This window comes from Pseudomonas sp. WMBT8, from assembly GCF_050916005.1.
In the GTDB taxonomy this organism is placed as follows: Bacteria; Pseudomonadota; Gammaproteobacteria; order Pseudomonadales; family Pseudomonadaceae; genus Aquipseudomonas.
On the sequence record NZ_CP188096.1, the window covers coordinates 5815973 to 5832373 of the forward strand.

General features: G+C 62.6%; 16 protein-coding genes. 7 read left to right on the top strand and 9 right to left on the bottom strand.

The window, feature by feature from the left end; genetic code table 11:
• Positions 1–104: 104 nt before the first annotated feature.
• Positions 105–1472, top strand: a complete 1368-nt coding sequence (locus ACO77H_RS26595) for an inorganic triphosphatase (protein ID WP_170042117.1) — start codon at positions 105–107, stop codon at positions 1470–1472.
• A gap of 102 nt (positions 1473–1574) precedes the next feature.
• Here the strand turns inward: ACO77H_RS26595 and ACO77H_RS26600 are convergent, their stop codons facing one another.
• A complete protein-coding gene (locus ACO77H_RS26600) occupies positions 1575–2045 on the bottom strand; it encodes an Lrp/AsnC family transcriptional regulator (protein ID WP_076963642.1) in 471 nt (156 codons plus the stop codon).
• Between the two features lie 127 nt (positions 2046–2172).
• On the opposite strand from ACO77H_RS26600, the gene ACO77H_RS26605 reads away from it, so the two are divergent.
• From ACO77H_RS26605 to ACO77H_RS26630, 6 genes are all read left to right on the top strand, one after another.
• A complete protein-coding gene (locus ACO77H_RS26605) occupies positions 2173–2508 on the top strand; it encodes a hypothetical protein (protein ID WP_169954997.1) in 336 nt (111 codons plus the stop codon).
• A gap of 84 nt (positions 2509–2592) precedes the next feature.
• A complete protein-coding gene (locus tag ACO77H_RS26610; protein WP_432754759.1) occupies positions 2593–4344 on the top strand; it encodes a GspE/PulE family protein in 1752 nt (583 codons plus the stop codon).
• A gap of 74 nt (positions 4345–4418) precedes the next feature.
• Positions 4419–5339: an SPFH domain-containing protein gene (locus ACO77H_RS26615; RefSeq protein WP_027608388.1), complete on the top strand. Its 921-nt coding sequence runs from the start codon at positions 4419–4421 to the stop codon at positions 5337–5339.
• 10 nt (positions 5340–5349) lie between these two features.
• Complete coding sequence (locus ACO77H_RS26620; RefSeq protein WP_169954999.1) at positions 5350–5796, top strand: NfeD family protein; 447 nt, start codon at positions 5350–5352, stop codon at positions 5794–5796.
• A gap of 69 nt (positions 5797–5865) precedes the next feature.
• Complete coding sequence (locus tag ACO77H_RS26625; RefSeq protein WP_057440438.1) at positions 5866–6183, top strand: DUF2388 domain-containing protein; 318 nt, start codon at positions 5866–5868, stop codon at positions 6181–6183.
• A 161-nt stretch (positions 6184–6344) separates the two neighbouring features.
• On the top strand, positions 6345–7484 hold the full coding sequence (locus tag ACO77H_RS26630; RefSeq protein WP_169955000.1) for a DegT/DnrJ/EryC1/StrS family aminotransferase: 1140 nt from the start codon (positions 6345–6347) through the stop codon (positions 7482–7484).
• Between the two features lie 42 nt (positions 7485–7526).
• On the opposite strand, the gene gcvH is transcribed toward ACO77H_RS26630, so the two are convergent.
• The 8 genes from gcvH to pepP form a co-directional block, all read right to left on the bottom strand.
• Positions 7527–7910, bottom strand: coding sequence for a glycine cleavage system protein GcvH (gene gcvH, locus ACO77H_RS26635; protein ID WP_432754760.1), 384 nt, complete (start codon positions 7908–7910; stop codon positions 7527–7529).
• A 52-nt stretch (positions 7911–7962) separates the two neighbouring features.
• The gene (gcvT, locus tag ACO77H_RS26640) at positions 7963–9045 is read right to left on the bottom strand and encodes a glycine cleavage system aminomethyltransferase GcvT (protein WP_169955002.1); all 1083 of its coding nucleotides are present in this window, start codon (positions 9043–9045) and stop codon (positions 7963–7965) included.
• A 156-nt stretch (positions 9046–9201) separates the two neighbouring features.
• Positions 9202–10818, bottom strand: a complete 1617-nt coding sequence (locus ACO77H_RS26645; RefSeq protein ID WP_169955003.1) for an ABC transporter permease — start codon at positions 10816–10818, stop codon at positions 9202–9204.
• A gap of 197 nt (positions 10819–11015) precedes the next feature.
• Positions 11016–12020 (bottom strand): extracellular solute-binding protein, encoded by a 1005-nt coding sequence (locus ACO77H_RS26650; RefSeq protein WP_169955004.1) that lies wholly within the window; start codon positions 12018–12020, stop codon positions 11016–11018.
• Between the two features lie 166 nt (positions 12021–12186).
• Positions 12187–13404 carry a 2-octaprenyl-3-methyl-6-methoxy-1,4-benzoquinol hydroxylase gene (locus ACO77H_RS26655; RefSeq protein WP_432755787.1) on the bottom strand — a complete coding sequence of 406 codons (1218 nt, stop codon included), beginning with the start codon at positions 13402–13404 and terminating at the stop codon, positions 12187–12189.
• Between the two features lie 9 nt (positions 13405–13413).
• Complete coding sequence (locus tag ACO77H_RS26660; protein WP_169955005.1) at positions 13414–13899, bottom strand: DUF4442 domain-containing protein; 486 nt, start codon at positions 13897–13899, stop codon at positions 13414–13416.
• Positions 13892–15079, bottom strand: coding sequence for a 2-octaprenyl-6-methoxyphenyl hydroxylase (gene ubiH / locus ACO77H_RS26665; RefSeq protein WP_432754761.1), 1188 nt, complete (start codon positions 15077–15079; stop codon positions 13892–13894). The genes ACO77H_RS26660 and ubiH overlap by 8 nt, the downstream gene beginning before the upstream one ends.
• Positions 15076–16398, bottom strand: coding sequence for a Xaa-Pro aminopeptidase (gene pepP, locus ACO77H_RS26670; RefSeq protein WP_432754762.1), 1323 nt, complete (start codon positions 16396–16398; stop codon positions 15076–15078). The genes ubiH and pepP overlap by 4 nt, the downstream gene beginning before the upstream one ends.
• Between the last annotated feature and the right edge of the window lie 3 nt (positions 16399–16401).

Below are 16401 nucleotides of genomic sequence, written 5' to 3' on the forward strand. Positions count from 1 at the left end.
AATAAACCCGTTACGGCACGTTGCCCGGCTCAGTCCTGTACACTGCACGGCCTTGGCAGCCACCTATTCTCCCGGCTGCACTCCCGATCCTGGATGTTCCGGCCATGCAAAAAGAAACCGAAATCAAGCTCCGCGTCAGCCGCGAGACCCTCGCCGCGCTGCGTGAGCACCCGCTCCTGAAAAAACGCAACAAAAGTGGCTGGGAACGCCGTGAGTTGATGAACCAGTACTTCGACACCCCCGAGCGCGACCTGGCCCAGGCCAAGGTTGCCCTGCGCCTGCGCAAGGATGGCGACGAAGTGATCCAGACCCTCAAGACCCGTGGCCACAGCGTTGCCGGCTTGTCGGAGCGCAATGAATACGACTGGAAACTGGCCAAGGCCAAGCTCGACGTGAAGAAACTCGACGGCGAGTGCTGGCCCGAGCAACTGGCCGAGCTGGACAAAAAGACCCTCAAGCCGATCTTCACCACCGACTTCGTACGCGAACGTGCCGAGATCGCCTGGGGCCGTGGCAAGGCCAAGGTGGTGATCGAAGCCGCCCTGGACCTGGGCCAGGTGATTGTCGGCAAGCAGAAGGAAGAAATCTGCGAGCTGGAACTGGAACTGCGCGAAGGCGAGCCCGCCGCCCTCCTGGAACTGGCAGCCGAGCTGGCGCAAACCCTGGCGCTGATGCCGTGTGATATCAGCAAGGCCGAGCGCGGCTATCGCCTGTTCGACGCCAACAGCTACTCCCTGAGCCTGCCGGCCCCGCAACTGCAACCACAAATGCCCCTGGACGACGCCTTCGCCGCGCTGACCTGGCATTTGCTGGGCAGCAGCCAGCGCCTGGCCGAGCAGTACCGTTTCAACGGTCACTGGCGCCTGTTGCAGGACTGGGTAGACAACCTCGCCGAAATGCGCGCCCTGATCGGCAGCCTTGGCCAGGCCGCGCCGCGCCAATCCACCAGCGAACTGCGCAGCGCCCTCGACGCCCTTTTGGAAGACTGGCGCCCGCTGGTCCAGGCCGGTGAAGACGATGAAGACGTGCGCAAGGCCGCGCCAGAACAGTTCCTCGAAGAATTGACCGACGTGCGCTGGGGCCTGTTCTCACTGAACACTTCGCGCTGGTTGCTGGCCCGCACCTGGACCCTGGACCGCAATGTGCGTGGCAACCGCCAGGGCGCCGCCCAGGTCGCCAACTGGCTGCCGCGCCTGCTGGCCGACGAAGCCGTGGCCCTGCGCCTGCCGCGCTACCAGCAACAGCCCGAAGACCTGGCCGAGCAACTGCCGCGCATCGAGCGTCTGCAGGCCTGGCTGCATCACGCCCGCCACCTGCTGGAGATCCCGGAGCTGGATCGTTTGTACGGCGAGTTGAACAAGTTGGCGGCCCTGGCCAACCAGCCGATCACCGATGAGTCGCTGGATGCGCGGATGCATCAGGTGATTGCGGTGTATCAGAACCGTGCCTGGAAGACTTTGTTGCGCATGTAAGATTGCTATCGCGGGCAAGCCCGCTCCCACACTCGAACCGATTTCCTCTGGAACACTCGGTCAACTGTGGGAGCGGGCTTGCCCGCGATGACACCCGCACTATCACCGCAACACTGGCAGGCTGGTGGTGGACTTGATCTCCGACAGCGCCACAATCGAATTGACCTCCTGAATCCCCGGCACCATCGACAGTTTCTCGAAGAAGAAACGCTCATATGCCTCGATATCCGAGGTGACAATGCGCAGTAGAAAATCCACCGACCCCATCAGCACATAACACTCCAGCACTTGCGGGAACCCGCGGATCGCCTCGGTGAATTCCGTGAAGTTGGAGCGCCCGTGGGCGTTGAGTTTGACCTCGGCAAAGATCTGCGTATTAAGGCCGATTTTCTTGCGGTCGAGCAGCGTTACCTGGGCGCGAATCACCCCCTCCTCCTTGAGCCGCTGAATCCGCCGCCAGCAGGGCGACTGCGACAGGCCGACCTGTTCGGCAATCTGCGCGCTGGAGAGCGACGCGTCTTCCTGGAGCAGTGCCAGGATCCGGCGGTCGTAGACGTCCAACTCACTGTGCATAAAAATACCTATTAATCCAGTTTCTGCGAATTACCTTATTCATATATAAGGCATATCACTCCAACATAGATAAGAAATACCCCACACCCCATGTAAAAATTTCTCCAGTCAAATTTGGAGAACGGCCATGCATTCAATTCCATCCAGCCCCACCACCCGCGTCGATGCCTGGGCCGTCAACAACAGCCATTGCCAGGCGCGCTACCAGATCCTCGCCGAAGCCGAGCCCGATGTGCTGTGCCGGATCCTCAATTTCTTCGCCTTGCAGTTTTTGGTGCCGCAGCAGGTGACCGTGATGCGCGACGATGACCTGCTGAACATCGACGTAGTGATGGATGGCCTGAGCTGGCACCGCGCCCAGGTGATCGGTGAAAAACTTCGTAACCTGATCAGCGTGTGCTCGCTGGAACTGCAACCCGTTGAATCCACAAGGCTACAAACCGTGCAGGCGGTGGCTCAGTAAAAACCGGCAATAACCCGCTGGGCGACAGCGAGCAGGATCGGACTAGCCTTGGCGCTGCTGCTTCAAACCGCCCAGGAAACCGCCATGTCCGCTGTGCCAGAACACCAGGATCGCAGGCTTTGCCTCGACGATCTGCTGCCCGCCCTTACCGCCCACGGTTTGCTCGACACCGCCCTGGCCGAGCGCTTGCGGCGCACATCGGCCAATGGCTTGCATCCGCTGGAGTTTCTCGCCGGCCAGTCACTGCCTGATCCCGCCAGGCCCGGCCTATTGCTGTGCCTGGAACGGCTGACGGAGTGGCTCGCCCGTCAGGTCGGGCAGCCCTACCTACGCATCGACCCGCTGAAAATTGATGTCGCGAGCGTGGTGCCGCTGATGTCTCACGCCTTCGCCCAACGCCACCATATCCTTGCCGTCGCCGTTGACCGCGACAGCGTGACGGTAGCCAGTGCCGAACCGTACCTGCGTGAGTGGGAAACAGGCCTGGCCCATGTGTTGAAGCGCCCGATCAAGCGCGTGGTAGCCAACCCCGAGGCAATCCGCAGTTGCACCCAGGAGTTCTTCCGCCTGGCCAGGTCGGTCAACGGGGCCGACCAGACCAACCCCACGGCGACCGCTGCCGAGCAACTGCTCAGGCTCGGTGCCGGTGAGCAGGAACCAGACGCCAACGACGCGCACATCGTCAATATTGTCGACTGGCTGCTGCAATTTGCCTTTGGCCAGCGCGCCAGCGATATCCACATCGAGCCGGGCGCCGACCAGGGCCGCGTGCGCTTGCGTATCGATGGACTGCTGCACGATGCCTATCAGTTTCCGTCCCAGGTCACCACCGCCGTGGTCAGCCGCCTGAAAAGCCTTGGGCGGATGAATGTCGCCGAAAAGCGCAAACCCCAGGATGGCCGGATCAAGACCAAGACGCCCGCGGGGATCGAAGTGGAACTGCGCCTTTCGACCCTGCCCACGGCCTTCGGCGAGAAGCTGGTGATGCGGATTTTTGATCCACAGGTGCTGCTCCAGGACTTCCAGCAACTGGGGCTTTCGGCCGATGACTTGCTGCGCTGGCGGCAAATGACCGGTCAGGCCAACGGCATCATCCTGGTCACCGGCCCCACCGGGTCAGGCAAGACCAGCACCCTCTACAGCACCCTGCGACAGCTGGCGACCCGCACGGTCAACCTGTGCACGGTGGAAGATCCAATCGAGATGGTGGAACCGGCCTTCAACCAGATGCAGGTCCAGCACAATATCGACCTGACCTTCGCCAGCGGCATCCGCGCGCTGATGCGCCAGGACCCGGACATCATCATGATCGGCGAGATCCGCGACCTGGAAACCGCTGAAATGGCGATCCAGGCGGCCTTGACCGGCCACCTGGTGCTCTCGACCCTACATACCAACGATGCCCCCAGCGCGATCAGCCGCCTGCTGGAACTGGGCATCCCCCATTACTTGATCAAGGCCACATTAATTGGGGTCATGGCCCAGCGTCTGGTGCGACGGTTGTGCCCACAGTGTAAAAGCCCGGAGGCACTGAACCAGGACGATTGGCGCAGCGCCACCCAGTCCTGCACGCCGCCCCCCGCCAGCGTCTACCGGGCCAATGGCTGTGCAGAATGCCGGGACAGTGGCTATCGCGGACGCATCGGGGTTTACGAGATCATGCTGATGAATGACGCTGCCAGGAACCTGGTCTGCGCCGAAACCGACCTGCAGGCATTGCGCCGCCAGGCGCTCAAGGACGGCATGCACAGCCTGCGATTGTCGGGCGCCCACAAGGTTGCGGCGGGGCTGACCACCCTGGAAGAGGTCTTACGGGTCATCCCCTCCAACGAGTAAACCGTTCTTATCTGCGACAAGCCCGTTACAATCGACAGACTTCGCGTACCGCCACCACCAGACAAGGAATCGTTATGCAGATCGGAACAGTGCTTCTCCTCTTCGTAGGCTTGGCCATTGCCATCCTGTTCATGGGCTTCAAAGTCGTGCCCCAGGGCTACCAATGGACGGTGGAGCGCTTCGGCCGCTACACCAACACGCTCAAGCCTGGCCTGAATATCATCATTCCGGTGATGGACCGCATCGGGCGCAAGATCAACGTGATGGAAAGCGTGCTGGATATTCCGCCCCAGGAAGTGATCACGGCCGATAACGCCACGGTGCAGATCGACGCGGTGTGCTTCTTCCAGGTGGTGAATACCGCCCAGGCGGCCTACGAGGTCAACAACCTCGAACATGCGATCCGCAACCTGCTGCAAACCAACATCCGTACGGTGCTCGGTTCCATGGAACTGGACGCCATGCTCAGCCAGCGCGACGGCATCAACGAGAAGCTGCTGCGCACGGTCGATGAAGCCACCGCGCCGTGGGGCATCAAGATCACCCGCATCGAGATCAAGGACATCAGCCCACCTGCCGACTTGATGGCCGCTATGTCCGGCCAGATGAAAGCTGAGCGGATCAAGCGTGCCCAGATCCTCGAAGCCGAAGGCCTGCGTGCCTCCGCTATCCTGACCGCCGAAGGCAAGAAGCAGGCGCAGATCCTCGAGGCCGAAGGGGGTCGCCAGGCTGCGTTCCTGGAATCTGAAGCCCGTGAGCGTCAGGCTGAAGCCGAAGCGCGCGCCACACAGGTGGTATCGGAGGCGATTGCCACCGGTAACGTGCAGGCCATCAACTACTTTGTCGCGCAGAAATACATCGATGCCCTGGGCAAGCTGGCCTCGGCCAACAACAGCAAAGTGATCCTGATGCCGCTGGAAGCCAGCCAGGTCATTGGCGCGGTGGGCGGCATCGGCGAAATCGTCAAGGCCACCTTCGACAACAAGAAAGCCTGAGGCTCGCGCCATGTGGGAATTCCTGCAACACCTGTCGTTCTGGGATTGGCTGGCGCTGGGCACCGTGCTGCTGATTCTCGAAGTGTTTGGTGCCGGCGGCTATCTGTTGTGGATGGGGATCGCGGCGGCAGCGGTTGGCGTGCTCAAGTTCCTGATTCCAGGGCTTGGGCTGGAGCTGCAACTGCTGCTGTTTGCGGTGCTGTCGATCCTGACGGCGGTGTACTGGTGGAAGCGCCAGCGCAGCAGTGCCAAGGCCAGCGATCAGCCGGGCCTGAATATGCGTGGTTCGGAGCTGATTGGCCGCACCTTTGTGGTGCATCAGGCGATTATCGATGGCCGGGGCAAAGTCAAGGTCGGCGATGGCGTGTGGATGGTCACCGGGCCTGATGCGCCTGTAGGGGCTCAAGTACGGGTGATTGGCCAGGAAGGCGTGATTCTGCGGGTCGAAACTGTTTAGTCAGCCATGGAACTAGGCTGGGTTATCTACAATCAAACTGTTCAGATAACCCAGTCGGAGTCACCCATCATGCGTCTCAAATATGCTGTCGCCACCCTCGCCGTGCTTTCCCTCCCAGTTGGATCGGCCATGGCCGACAGCTTCTGGCGTAATGTCATCTCATCGGGCGCCACCACCGGCTCCACGTACCTGACCTTCAAGGACCACAAGCTGGTAGTCGCCGCCCAGGACGACGCCGGTAGCTTCGTCGCCAGCGACGGCGGCATCCGTGGCCCTTACCTGGAAGCCGCCATGCAGAAAGTGCGTGCCGACAACCCAGGCCTGAAGGCCACTGACATGGAACTGGCCAACGCCATCCTGGCGAAGAACGCCATCGCCGCCGAGTAAACCGGGCACAAAAAAGCCGCTTCAAAAGCGGCTTTTTTGTGCCTGTCGTTCGACGATTCGTTCACGGATGACAGGCTATATTCAGTTACCCCGTGCGACGATGCCGGGGTTGATATGAGCTTTTATTCTTAGTTCTTCTTAAAACGGATGCTTTCAACGTCATGAGCCAACTGCCTTTCCTGCCGTTTTCAAAACCGACCATTGATGAAGCCACTATCGCGGCAGTCGGTGAAGTGTTGCGTTCCGGCTGGATCACCAGCGGGCCCAAGGTGCAGGCGTTCGAAGCACAATTGTCGGAATATTTTGGCGGCCGGCCGGTGCGCACCTTCAACTCCGGCACCTGCACCATGGAGATTGCCTTGCGCATCGCCGGTGTCGGGCCGGGGGATGAAGTGATCACCACGCCGATTTCCTGGGTGGCAACGGCCAACGTGATTCTGGAGGTAGGCGCCACGCCGGTGTTTGCCGATATTGACCCGGTGACCCGCAATATCGACCTGGCCCAGGTGGAGGCCGCCATTACGCCGCGCACCAAGGCGATCATCCCGGTGTACCTGGCCGGCCTGCCGCTGGACATGCCGATGCTCTATGCACTGGCCAACAAATATGGGCTGCGGATCATCGAGGACGCCGCCCAGGCATTGGGCTCCAGTTGGGATGGCCAGCGAATTGGCGCCACGGGGGATTTTGTCTCGTTCAGCTTCCAGGCGAACAAGAACATCACCTGTTCCGAAGGCGGCTGCCTGGTGTTGAACAACGCTGAAGAAGCGCGCCTGGCGGAGAAATACCGCCTGCAAGGCGTAACCCGCAGTGGGTTCGACGGGTTGGACGTGGATGTGCTGGGCGGCAAGTTCAACATGACCGATATCGCCGCCGCCATCGGCCTGGGCCAGTTTGCCCATCTCGAGCAGATCACGGCCCATCGCCAGGCCCTGGCCCGGCATTACTTCGAGTGTTTGGGCAGCGATTTCGAGGCAACGTACGGCGCACAACTGCCGCCTGCGGACTTTGAAAACAGCAACTGGCACCTGTTCCAACTGGTTCTGCCCGAGCGTTCGGATGGCCTGCCGGCCCGCGCTACGTTCATGGAGCAGATGCAGGCCCAGGGCGTGGGCATTGGCTATCACTACCCGCCGATCCACCTGCTGAGCCTGTATCGGGCACAGGGGTTCAAGGAAGGCATGTTTCCGGTTGCGGAAAGCGTCGGGCGCTTGATTGTGTCGTTGCCGATGTTTACGGCGATGACCAAGGCGGATGTGGAGCGGGCTGTTGCGGCGGTGAAGCAGGTGCTCAAGCCCTGACCGTTGCAGGAGCCGGCTTGCCGGCTCCTGCAGGGGACGTTGTTATTCGCCGATGGCGGCTTGGTAGCCAGCGGCATCCAGCAGTTTTTCCAGTTCGGCGGTATTGCTTGGCTGGACCTTGAAGATCCAGGCCTCGTAAGGCTTTTCATTGAGCGACTCAGGGGCATCGGCCAAATCCTCGTTGACCGCAATCACTTCACCCGAAACCGGCGAGTAGATATCCGAAGCAGCCTTCACCGATTCGACTACGCCTGCGGCGTCGCCCGCGGCGAACACCTTGCCCACTTCCGCCAATTCAACAAACACCACATCACCCAACGCTTCCTGGGCGTGATCGGAGATCCCGACGGTCACGGTGCCATCCGCTTCCAGGCGTGCCCATTCGTGGCTTTCGGCAAAACGCAGTGCGGCAGGGATATCGCTCATAGTCTGTGTCCTCAAAAAGAAATGTCAGCGGCCATTGGCCTGCCGCAAAAGGTTAGATCAAGGTCTTGCCATGGCGCACGAAGGTCGGCTTGACCACTCGCACCGGGTACCACTTGCCGCGAATCTCTACTTCCGCGCGGTCAGCGGTTGCCATCGGTACACGCGCCAGGGCAATGGATTTACTCAGCGTAGGAGAGAAACTACCACTGGTGATCTCTCCTTCGCCAACATCGGCGATACGAACCACTTGATGAGCGCGTAAAACCCCGCGTTCTTCCAGCACCAAACCCACCAGCTTGAGCTGCACTCCGGCGGCCCGTTCAGCCTCCAGGGCGGCACGCCCGATGAAGTCGCGGCCCGCGGGTTCCCAGGCGATGCTCCAGGCCATATTGGCGGCCAAAGGTGACACATTCAGGTGGATATCCTGGCCGTAGAGGTTCATGCCGGCCTCCAGGCGCAGGGTGTCACGCGCACCCAGGCCGATAGGCGAGATGCCCGCGCCCACCAGGTCGTTGAAAAAGCCCGGGGCCTGGTCGGCGGGCAGGACGATTTCCAGGCCATCTTCGCCGGTATAGCCTGTGCGTGCGATAAACCAGTCGCCGTCGGCGCGGCCCTCGAAAGGCTTGAGCTGGTGGATCAGCACGCCGCGAGACTGGGTGACCAGCTCGGCAATCTTGTGCCGGGCCTGGGGCCCCTGGATCGCCAGCATGGCCAGGTCCGGGCGCTCACGCATCAGCACCTGATAGCTGCCCAACTGGGCCTGCATCCACGCGATATCCTGGTCGCGGGTGGCCGCATTGACCACCAGCCGGTAACCGTCTTCGGTGCGGTAGACAATCATGTCGTCCACCACCCCGCCCTGCTCGTTGAGCATGGCGCTGTACAGCGCATGGCCGCAGCCATGCAAACGATCGACATCATTGGCCAGCAAGTACTGCAGCCACTCCCTGGCCTGGTGGCCTGAGATATCGATCACGGTCATGTGGGAAACATCAAACACCCCGCAGTCACGGCGCACCTGATGGTGCTCCTCGACTTGCGAGCCGTAGTGCAGAGGCATATCCCAACCGCCAAAATCGACCATTTTCGCGCCGAGGGCGAGATGCAGGTCATACAGAGGCGTACGCTGTCCCATGGGTTTCTCCTTCCGGGCGTGGCGAAGGTGCGGACGGTTGCCGTTCGGGCTACACACCTTGAAATACAAGGCCTGCAGCCACAATCAGCCACCCTGCCCGGAAGACGGGCCGCACCGAATGCCGCGCATTGTAGCCTCAAGCCGTAGGACTGGCACCTAACCGATTCGTCGCGCCGAACGTCGGATCAAGCCGATGACCGGTAACAGGCCGACCAACACCAGGGTCAGGGCGGGCAACGAGGCACGCGCCCACTCGCCCTCGCTGGTCATCTCGAAGATGCGTACCGCCAGCGTGTCCCAGCCGAATGGGCGCATCAGCAGGGTCGCGGGCATTTCCTTGAGCACATCGACAAACACCAGCAAGGCCGCGCTCAAGGTGCCGGGCAGTAAAAGTGGCAGATACACTTTGCAAAACAGTCGTGGCCCACTGACCCCCAGGCTGCGCGCTGCTTCCGGCAAGGACGGGCGGATGCGCGCCAGGCTGTTTTCCAGCGGGCCATAGGCCACCGCCAGGAAGCGCACCAGATAGGCCATCACCAGCGCCGACAGGCTGCCCAGCAGCAAAGGTTTGCCAGCGCCGCCCAGCCAGCTGGAAACCGGAATCACCAACTCGCGGTCCAGATAGCTGAAAGCCAGCATGATCGACACCGCCAATACCGAACCCGGCAAGGCATAGCCCAGGTTTCCCAGGCTGACCCCGGAGCGGATAGCCCGGGTCGGCGCCAGGCGGTTGGCGAAGGCCAGCAGCAACGCCACGCTGACGGTGATCAGCGCGGCCATGCCGCCCAGGTAGAGGGTATGCACGATCAGCCCGGCATAGCGCTCGTCGAGGTCGAAACGCCCGCGCTGCCAGAACCAGGCCAGCAGCTGGAGCATCGGGATAACAAAGGCACAGGCAAACACCAGGGCGCACCAGCCGGTGGCGGCGGCGGCCTTGACGCCATGCAGGTGATAGAGCGCCTTGCCCCGCGGTCGCTCGTTGCTCGGGCGGCTGGCGCCACGGGCCCGGCGCTCGCCGTAGAGCACCAGCATCACCACCAACAGCAGCAGGCTCGCCAGTTGTGCGGCGCTGGACAGGCTGAAAAAGCCATACCAGGTCTTGTAGATGGCGGTGGTGAAGGTGTCGAAGTTAAACACCGACACCGCGCCGAAGTCCGCCAGGGTTTCCATCAACGCCAAGGCTACGCCGGCGCCGATGGCCGGGCGCGCCATGGGCAGGGCCACCCGCCAGAACGCCTGCCAGGGCGACTGGCCCAGCACCCGCGCCGCTTCCATCAACCCCTTGCCCTGCGCCAGGAACGCGGTGCGCGCCAGCAGGTAGACGTAGGGATAGAACACCAGCACCAGCACGATGATCACGCCACTGGTGGAGCGCACGCGCGGCAGGCGCAGGCCCATGCCGAACCATTCGCGCAGCAGGGTTTGTACCGGCCCGGAGAAATCCAGCAAACCCACGAAGACAAACGCCAGGACATAGGCCGGGATGGCAAACGGCAGCATCAACGCCCAGTCCAGCCAGCGCCGGCCGGGGAACTCACAGAGGCTGGTCAGCCAGGCCAGGCTCACGCCCAGCACCGTTACGCCTACCCCGACGCCCACCACCAGGGTCAAGGTGTTGCCCAGCAGACGCGGCATCTGGGTGTCCCACAGGTGCGACCAGATTTGCGTGTCGATGCTTTGCCAGGACAGCAACAGGACACTCAGGGGCAGCAGCACCAGGGCGGCGACAGTGAAGACCGGCAGGTACCAGCGGCGTTGGGCGGGGTGGGCCAAAAGGAATTCTCAAGCAGTGGATTATTCGCAGGCCTGCACAAAACACTGTGGGAGCTGGCTTGTGTGGGAGCTGGCTTGCCTGCGATGCAGACACCTCGGTTTATCAGCGATACCGGGGTGATGCTATCGCAGGCAAGCCAGCTCCCACACAAGCCGCTCCCACATTAATTAGAACTGCGGTGTGCTACAAATTGTACTCAGTTCCAGCCCGCACGATCCATCAGGCGAATCGCCTCGGCCTGGCGCTTGCCCGCCACTTCCACCGGCAGGGTGTCCGCCTTGAACTTGCCCCAGCTCGCCACTTCAGCCGAAGGTTCTACCGCAGGGTTGGCCGGGAACTCCTGGTTGACGTCGGCAAAGATCTTCTGCGCCTCAGGCGTAGTCATCCACTCCACCAGAGCCTTGGCGGCTTCCGGGTGCGGGGCGTACTTGGTCAGGCCGATGCCCGACAGGTTGACGTGCACGCCACGGTCGCCCTGGTTCGGCCAGAACAGTTTCACCGCCAGTTTCGGGTCCTGCTTGTGCAGGCGCCCGTAGTAGTAGGTGTTGACGATACCCACATCGCACTGCCCGGCGTTGATTGCCTGCAGTACCGCAATGTCATCGGAGAAGACGTCGGTGGACAGGTTATTGACCCAGCCCTTGATGATTTCTTCAGTCTTTTCTGCGCCATGGGTTTCGATCAGGGTGGCGGTCAGCGACTGGTTGTAGACCTTCTTCGCGGTGCGCAGGCACAGGCGGCCTTCCCATTGCTTGTCGGCCAGGGCTTCGTAGGTGGTCAGCTCTGCCGGCTTCACGCGGTCGGTGGAGTAGGCGATGGTGCGCGCCCGCAGGCTCAAGCCCGTCCAGGCATGGCTGGAGGAGCGATATTGTGCAGGGATGTTGGCGTCGATCACCTTGGAGGTGAAGGGTTGCAGAATGCCCATCTGCTCGGCTTGCCAGAGGTTGCCACCATCGACGGTCAGCAGCAGGTCGGCGGTGGCGTTCTGGCCTTCGGCCTTGATGCGCTGCATCAGCGGCGCTTCCTTGTCGGTGATGAACTTCACCTGCACCCCGGTTTTCTTGGTGTAGGCGTCGAACACCGGCTTGATCAACTCGTCGATACGAGAGGAGTAGACCACCACTTCGTCAGCCGCCTGGACGGTGGTGCTGGCGATAAGGGTGAGTGCCAGGGCAGTCAGGAGGCGCTTGGGTGCCAACATAGGTGCGGTCTCTCGTAGGAAAAGTGAGCGCAAATGATAAGGACTCACATTTAGCATCTCAACCAAACACTGGGCGCAGGCGTTACGAGATGTTGCATGGGAAGAATTTACCCTGCGACAACCGGCCTCATCGCCGGCAAGCCGGCTCCTAGCGGGGTGAACGCACTCAGGGCTTGGCCAGGTCCGGCAGGTCGCCGGTCAAGCCCAGCGCCTGACGCACAAACAGCGCCTTGGCCTCGGGCATTTGGTCGACCAATTTCAGCCCGGCATTGCGCAACCAGCGCAACGGCAGCTGGTCGGCCTGGAACAACCGTTCAAAGCCCTCCATCGCCGCCATCAGCGCCAGGTTGTGCGGCATGCGCCGGCGCTCGTAGCGACTGAGCACCTTCACATCTGCCAAGCGTTCACCGCGCTCGCACGCCTTTAGCAGCACCTCGGCCAACACCGCGGCGTCGAGGAAGCCCAGGTTCACGCCCTGCCCCGCCAACGGGTGAATAACGTGGGCGGCATCGCCAATCAGCGCCAGGCCTTCGGCGACGTAGCGCTTGGCGTGGCGCTGGCGCAGCGGTACGCACAGGCGTGGGTCGGCACTGACCACGCTGCCCAGGCGACCCTCAAAAGCGCGCTCCAGTTCACCACAGAAGCTTTCGTCGTCCAGGGCCATCAAGCGTTCGGACTCGCTCGGCGTGGTCGACCAGACGATCGAGCACCAATCTTCCTGGCCATCGCGCACCAGCGGCAGGAACGCCAGCGGGCCATGGTCGGTGAAGCGCTGCCAGGCCGTACGCTGGTGCGGCTGGCTGCTGCGCACGCTGGTGACGATGGCGTGGTGCAGGTAATCCCATTCGCGTGTGGCGGTGCCGGTCAGGCGGCGCACGGCCGAGTTGGCGCCGTCGGCGGCGATCACCAGCGGCGCGCGCAGGGTGCGGCCATCGGCCAGGGTCAGCAGCCAGTCATCGCCGGAGCGGCGCATCTGCTCCAGGCGTGCATTGGCCAGCAGGCCCAGGTCGCAGTCGTGCAGGCGCTCAAGCAGGGCGTCCTGGACCACACGGTTTTCGACGATATGCCCCAACACCTCGGCATGCACACTGGCCGCCGAGAAGTGGATCTGCCCGGTGCCGCTGCCATCCCAAACCTGCATTTCGCCGTAGGGGCTGGCGCGGCGACTGGCGATGCCGTCCCACACGCCCAGGCGGTCGAGGATGCGCTGGCTGGCGGCCGACAAGGCGCTCACCCGCGGTTCAAACGGAGCATCAGCGTCAAATGGCTTGACGCTCAACGGGCTGCCGTCGAGCAGCAGCACTTGCAGGCCACTGCCCTGCAACGCCAGCGCCAGGGCGCTTCCGACCATTCCGGCCCCGACAATCAGCACATCTGCGCGCATGTCCATGCTTTATGCCTGTTTCGCTGGCGGCTTGCGCCGCACGTAAAGGGTTTTGTCGACTCGCGCCACCAGGGTGCCGGAGCCGTCGTAAATCTGCACCTTGAGGTGCGGCAAGTATTTCTCGCCGCCCTCGGTCTGGCGTCGCACTTCATCGAGCAAGGCCTGGTCGATGGAGAATTCGGCAAACACCGGGCCTTTGCCCGGCGAGATGAAATCGATGCTCGCCGCCTTGTCCCAGACGATGTAGTCGCGGCCCAGGTTCTCCATCAGCATCAGCATGTAGAACGGGTCGACCATCGAATACAGGCTGCCGCCAAACTGCGTACCGACGTAATTGCGGTTGTACCAGCCCAGGCCCATGCGCACCTTGGCGTGACAAAAGTCGGCACTCAGGTGCTGGACCCGCACCCCGGCGCCGAGGTACGGCGGGTACAGGCTCAAGAACCAGCGTAATAACCGCGCCTTGCCCAGGCGCTCCGTCAGCCACTTACGCATCGGGGCGCGTGCCCAGGCCCATGGCCTGCCGGGCGAACCAGCGTTTGGCCGGCGGCAGCAGGTCCAGGCCCAGCAGGCCGAGGTTACGCCCCATGGCGACCAGCGGTTGGCCGCTGCCGAACAGGCGGGTGACCTGGTCGGAGAAGCCCACGGTCAGTTGTTGATCCAGGCGCTGGCGTTCGCGGTAGGCCTGCAAGGTCGCCAGGTCACCCGGCACGGCGGGCCCGGCCAGCAAGGCCTCGGCCAACGCATAGGCATCGCGCAGGGACAGGTTGAAACCCTGACCGGCAATCGGGTGCAAGCTGTGGGCGGCGTTGCCCAGGACCACCAGGTGCGAGCGCACTTGCTCCTCGGCCTCCACCAGCGTCAGCGGATACAAGTGGCGCGCGCCGACCTGTTTCAGGGTGCCCAGGCGATAGCCAAACACGCCCTGCAACTCGTTGAGGAAACTGCGTTCATCCAACTGCGCCAGGCGCTGGGCGTCCATGCCGACGCGGGTCCAGACCAGCGCGCAACGGTTGTCCGCCAGCGGCAGCAAGGCCATCGGGCCTTCGTCGGTGAAACGCTCGAACGCCTCGCCGTTATGGGCTTCGCTGGGGGTGATGTTGGCGATCAGGGCACTCTGGTTGTAAGGCCGTTGCTTGACGCCAATGCCCAACTGCTCGCGCAGCCCGGAGCGGCCACCATCGGCCAGTACCGCAAGGTCGCACTCAATGACGGTTTCATCGTTGAGGGTCAGGCAGTAGCCATCGGCCAGCGGCTCCATGCGGCTGACTTCTGCGGGGCAGCGCCAACTGATCACGTCTTTGTCCAGGCCTTGCCACAGGCACTGCCCGAGCCAGGCGTTTTCCACCACATAGCCCAGGGCCGGTACGCCCTCTTCAAGGGCCGACAAGCGTGCGGTAGAGAAGCGCCCACGGTCGGAAACATGGATTTGCTTGATCGGTTCGGCACGTCGGGAAATGTCTTGCCATACACCCAGGCGCTGGTAGATCTGCCGCGCGCCAAAGGACAGCGCCGAGGAACGCGCGTCATAGCTCGGCTGGTAGCTGTCGCCGGGGGCGAAGGGTTCGATCAGCACGATTTTCCAGCCACGGGCCTTGGCCCCGGCCTGCAATGCCAAGGCCAGGCTGGCGCCCACCAGGCCGCCACCGATAATCGCCAGGTTGACCCGGCTCATCGGGCGGCCGCCATCAGTGCTTCAATCTCGACCACGGTCTTGGGTACGCCATTGGTCAGAACTTCACAGCCTTGCTTGGTCACCACCACGTCATCCTCGATGCGCACGCCTATGCCACGCCATTTCTTTGCCACGTTCTGGTTGTCCGGGGCAATGTAGATGCCCGGCTCCACGGTCAGGGCCATGCCCACTTCCAGCACCCGCCATTCGCCGCCGACCTTGTACTCGCCCACATCATGCACATCCATGCCCAGCCAGTGCCCGGCGCGGTGCATGTAGAACGCCTTGTAGGCTTCGCTGGCGATCAACTCGTCCACATCACCCTGCAACAAGCCCAGCTTCACCAGCCCCGCGGTGATGACTTGCACCGTCGCCTCATGGGCCTGGTTCCAGTGCTTGTTCGGCGCGATCTGGGCAAAGGCGGCGTCCTGGGAGGCCAGCACAATTTCGTAGATCGCCTTCTGCTCGGCCGAGAACTTGCCATTGACCGGCCAGGTGCGGGTGATATCGCTGGCATAGCAGTCGATTTCACACCCGGCGTCGATCAACACCAGGTCCCCGTCCTTGAGCAGCGCGTCATTCTGCTGGTAGTGCAGGATGCAACTGTTGCGCCCCGAGGCGACGATGGAGCCATAGGCCGGCATCTTCGCCCCGCCCCGGCGGAATTCGTAGTCCAACTCGGCTTCCAGGCTGAACTCATGCAACCCGGCGCGGCTGGCCTGCATCGCCCGAATATGGGCCGCGCAGGAAATCCGCGCGGCTTCGCGCATGACCTTCACTTCTGCGGCGGATTTATACAGGCGCATGTCGTGCAGCAGATGATCCAGGGCAACGAATTCGTTCGGCGGCTGCGCACCGAGGTGCGCCTTGGAGCGGATCACGTTGATCCACTCCATCAGGTGCCGGTCGAATTCGGCATTGCTGCCCATGGCCGAGTACACCCGGTCGCGGCCTTCGATCAGGCCGGGCAGGATGTCGTCGATATCGGTAATCGGGAACGCATCGTCGGCGCCGTATTCGCGAATCGCGCCTTCGGTGCCAGCGCGCAGGCCGTCCCACAATTCGCGCTCGGCGTTGCGTTCACGGCAGAACAGCACGTATTCGCCGTGAATGCGCCCAGGCATCAGCACAATCACCGCTTCGGGCTCGGGGAAGCCGCTCAGGTACTGGAAGTCGCTGTCCTGGCGGTACACGTGCTCGACATCACGGTTGCGGATCGCCACGGCAGCGGCCGGCAGGATCGCGATGCTGTTGGGTTCCATCTGCGCCATGAGCGCCTTGCGGCGGCGGGTGTATTCCGCTTTGGGGATATGGATCATGGG

What these genes read in the sequence shown, in the direction of transcription:
- ACO77H_RS26615 (WP_027608388.1), top strand. Translation starts at nt 4,419, where the DNA reads ATGCAGATCGGAACAGTGCTTCTCCTCTTCGTAGGCTTGGCCATTGCC.
- gcvH (WP_432754760.1), bottom strand. Translation starts at nt 7,910, where the DNA reads ATGAGCGATATCCCTGCCGCACTGCGTTTTGCCGAAAGCCACGAATGG.
- ACO77H_RS26625 (WP_057440438.1), top strand. Translation starts at nt 5,866, where the DNA reads ATGCGTCTCAAATATGCTGTCGCCACCCTCGCCGTGCTTTCCCTCCCA.
- ACO77H_RS26650 (WP_169955004.1), bottom strand. Translation starts at nt 12,020, where the DNA reads ATGTTGGCACCCAAGCGCCTCCTGACTGCCCTGGCACTCACCCTTATC.
- ubiH (WP_432754761.1), bottom strand. Translation starts at nt 15,079, where the DNA reads ATGAGCCGGGTCAACCTGGCGATTATCGGTGGCGGCCTGGTGGGCGCC.
- ACO77H_RS26630 (WP_169955000.1), top strand. Translation starts at nt 6,345, where the DNA reads ATGAGCCAACTGCCTTTCCTGCCGTTTTCAAAACCGACCATTGATGAA.
- gcvT (WP_169955002.1), bottom strand. Translation starts at nt 9,045, where the DNA reads ATGGGACAGCGTACGCCTCTGTATGACCTGCATCTCGCCCTCGGCGCG.
- ACO77H_RS26600 (WP_076963642.1), bottom strand. Translation starts at nt 2,045, where the DNA reads ATGCACAGTGAGTTGGACGTCTACGACCGCCGGATCCTGGCACTGCTC.
- ACO77H_RS26655 (WP_432755787.1), bottom strand. Translation starts at nt 13,404, where the DNA reads ATGCGCGCAGATGTGCTGATTGTCGGGGCCGGAATGGTCGGAAGCGCC.
- ACO77H_RS26605 (WP_169954997.1), top strand. Translation starts at nt 2,173, where the DNA reads ATGCATTCAATTCCATCCAGCCCCACCACCCGCGTCGATGCCTGGGCC.
- ACO77H_RS26610 (WP_432754759.1), top strand. Translation starts at nt 2,593, where the DNA reads ATGTCCGCTGTGCCAGAACACCAGGATCGCAGGCTTTGCCTCGACGAT.
- pepP (WP_432754762.1), bottom strand. Translation starts at nt 16,398, where the DNA reads ATGATCCATATCCCCAAAGCGGAATACACCCGCCGCCGCAAGGCGCTC.
- ACO77H_RS26595 (WP_170042117.1), top strand. Translation starts at nt 105, where the DNA reads ATGCAAAAAGAAACCGAAATCAAGCTCCGCGTCAGCCGCGAGACCCTC.
- ACO77H_RS26660 (WP_169955005.1), bottom strand. Translation starts at nt 13,899, where the DNA reads ATGCGTAAGTGGCTGACGGAGCGCCTGGGCAAGGCGCGGTTATTACGC.
- ACO77H_RS26620 (WP_169954999.1), top strand. Translation starts at nt 5,350, where the DNA reads ATGTGGGAATTCCTGCAACACCTGTCGTTCTGGGATTGGCTGGCGCTG.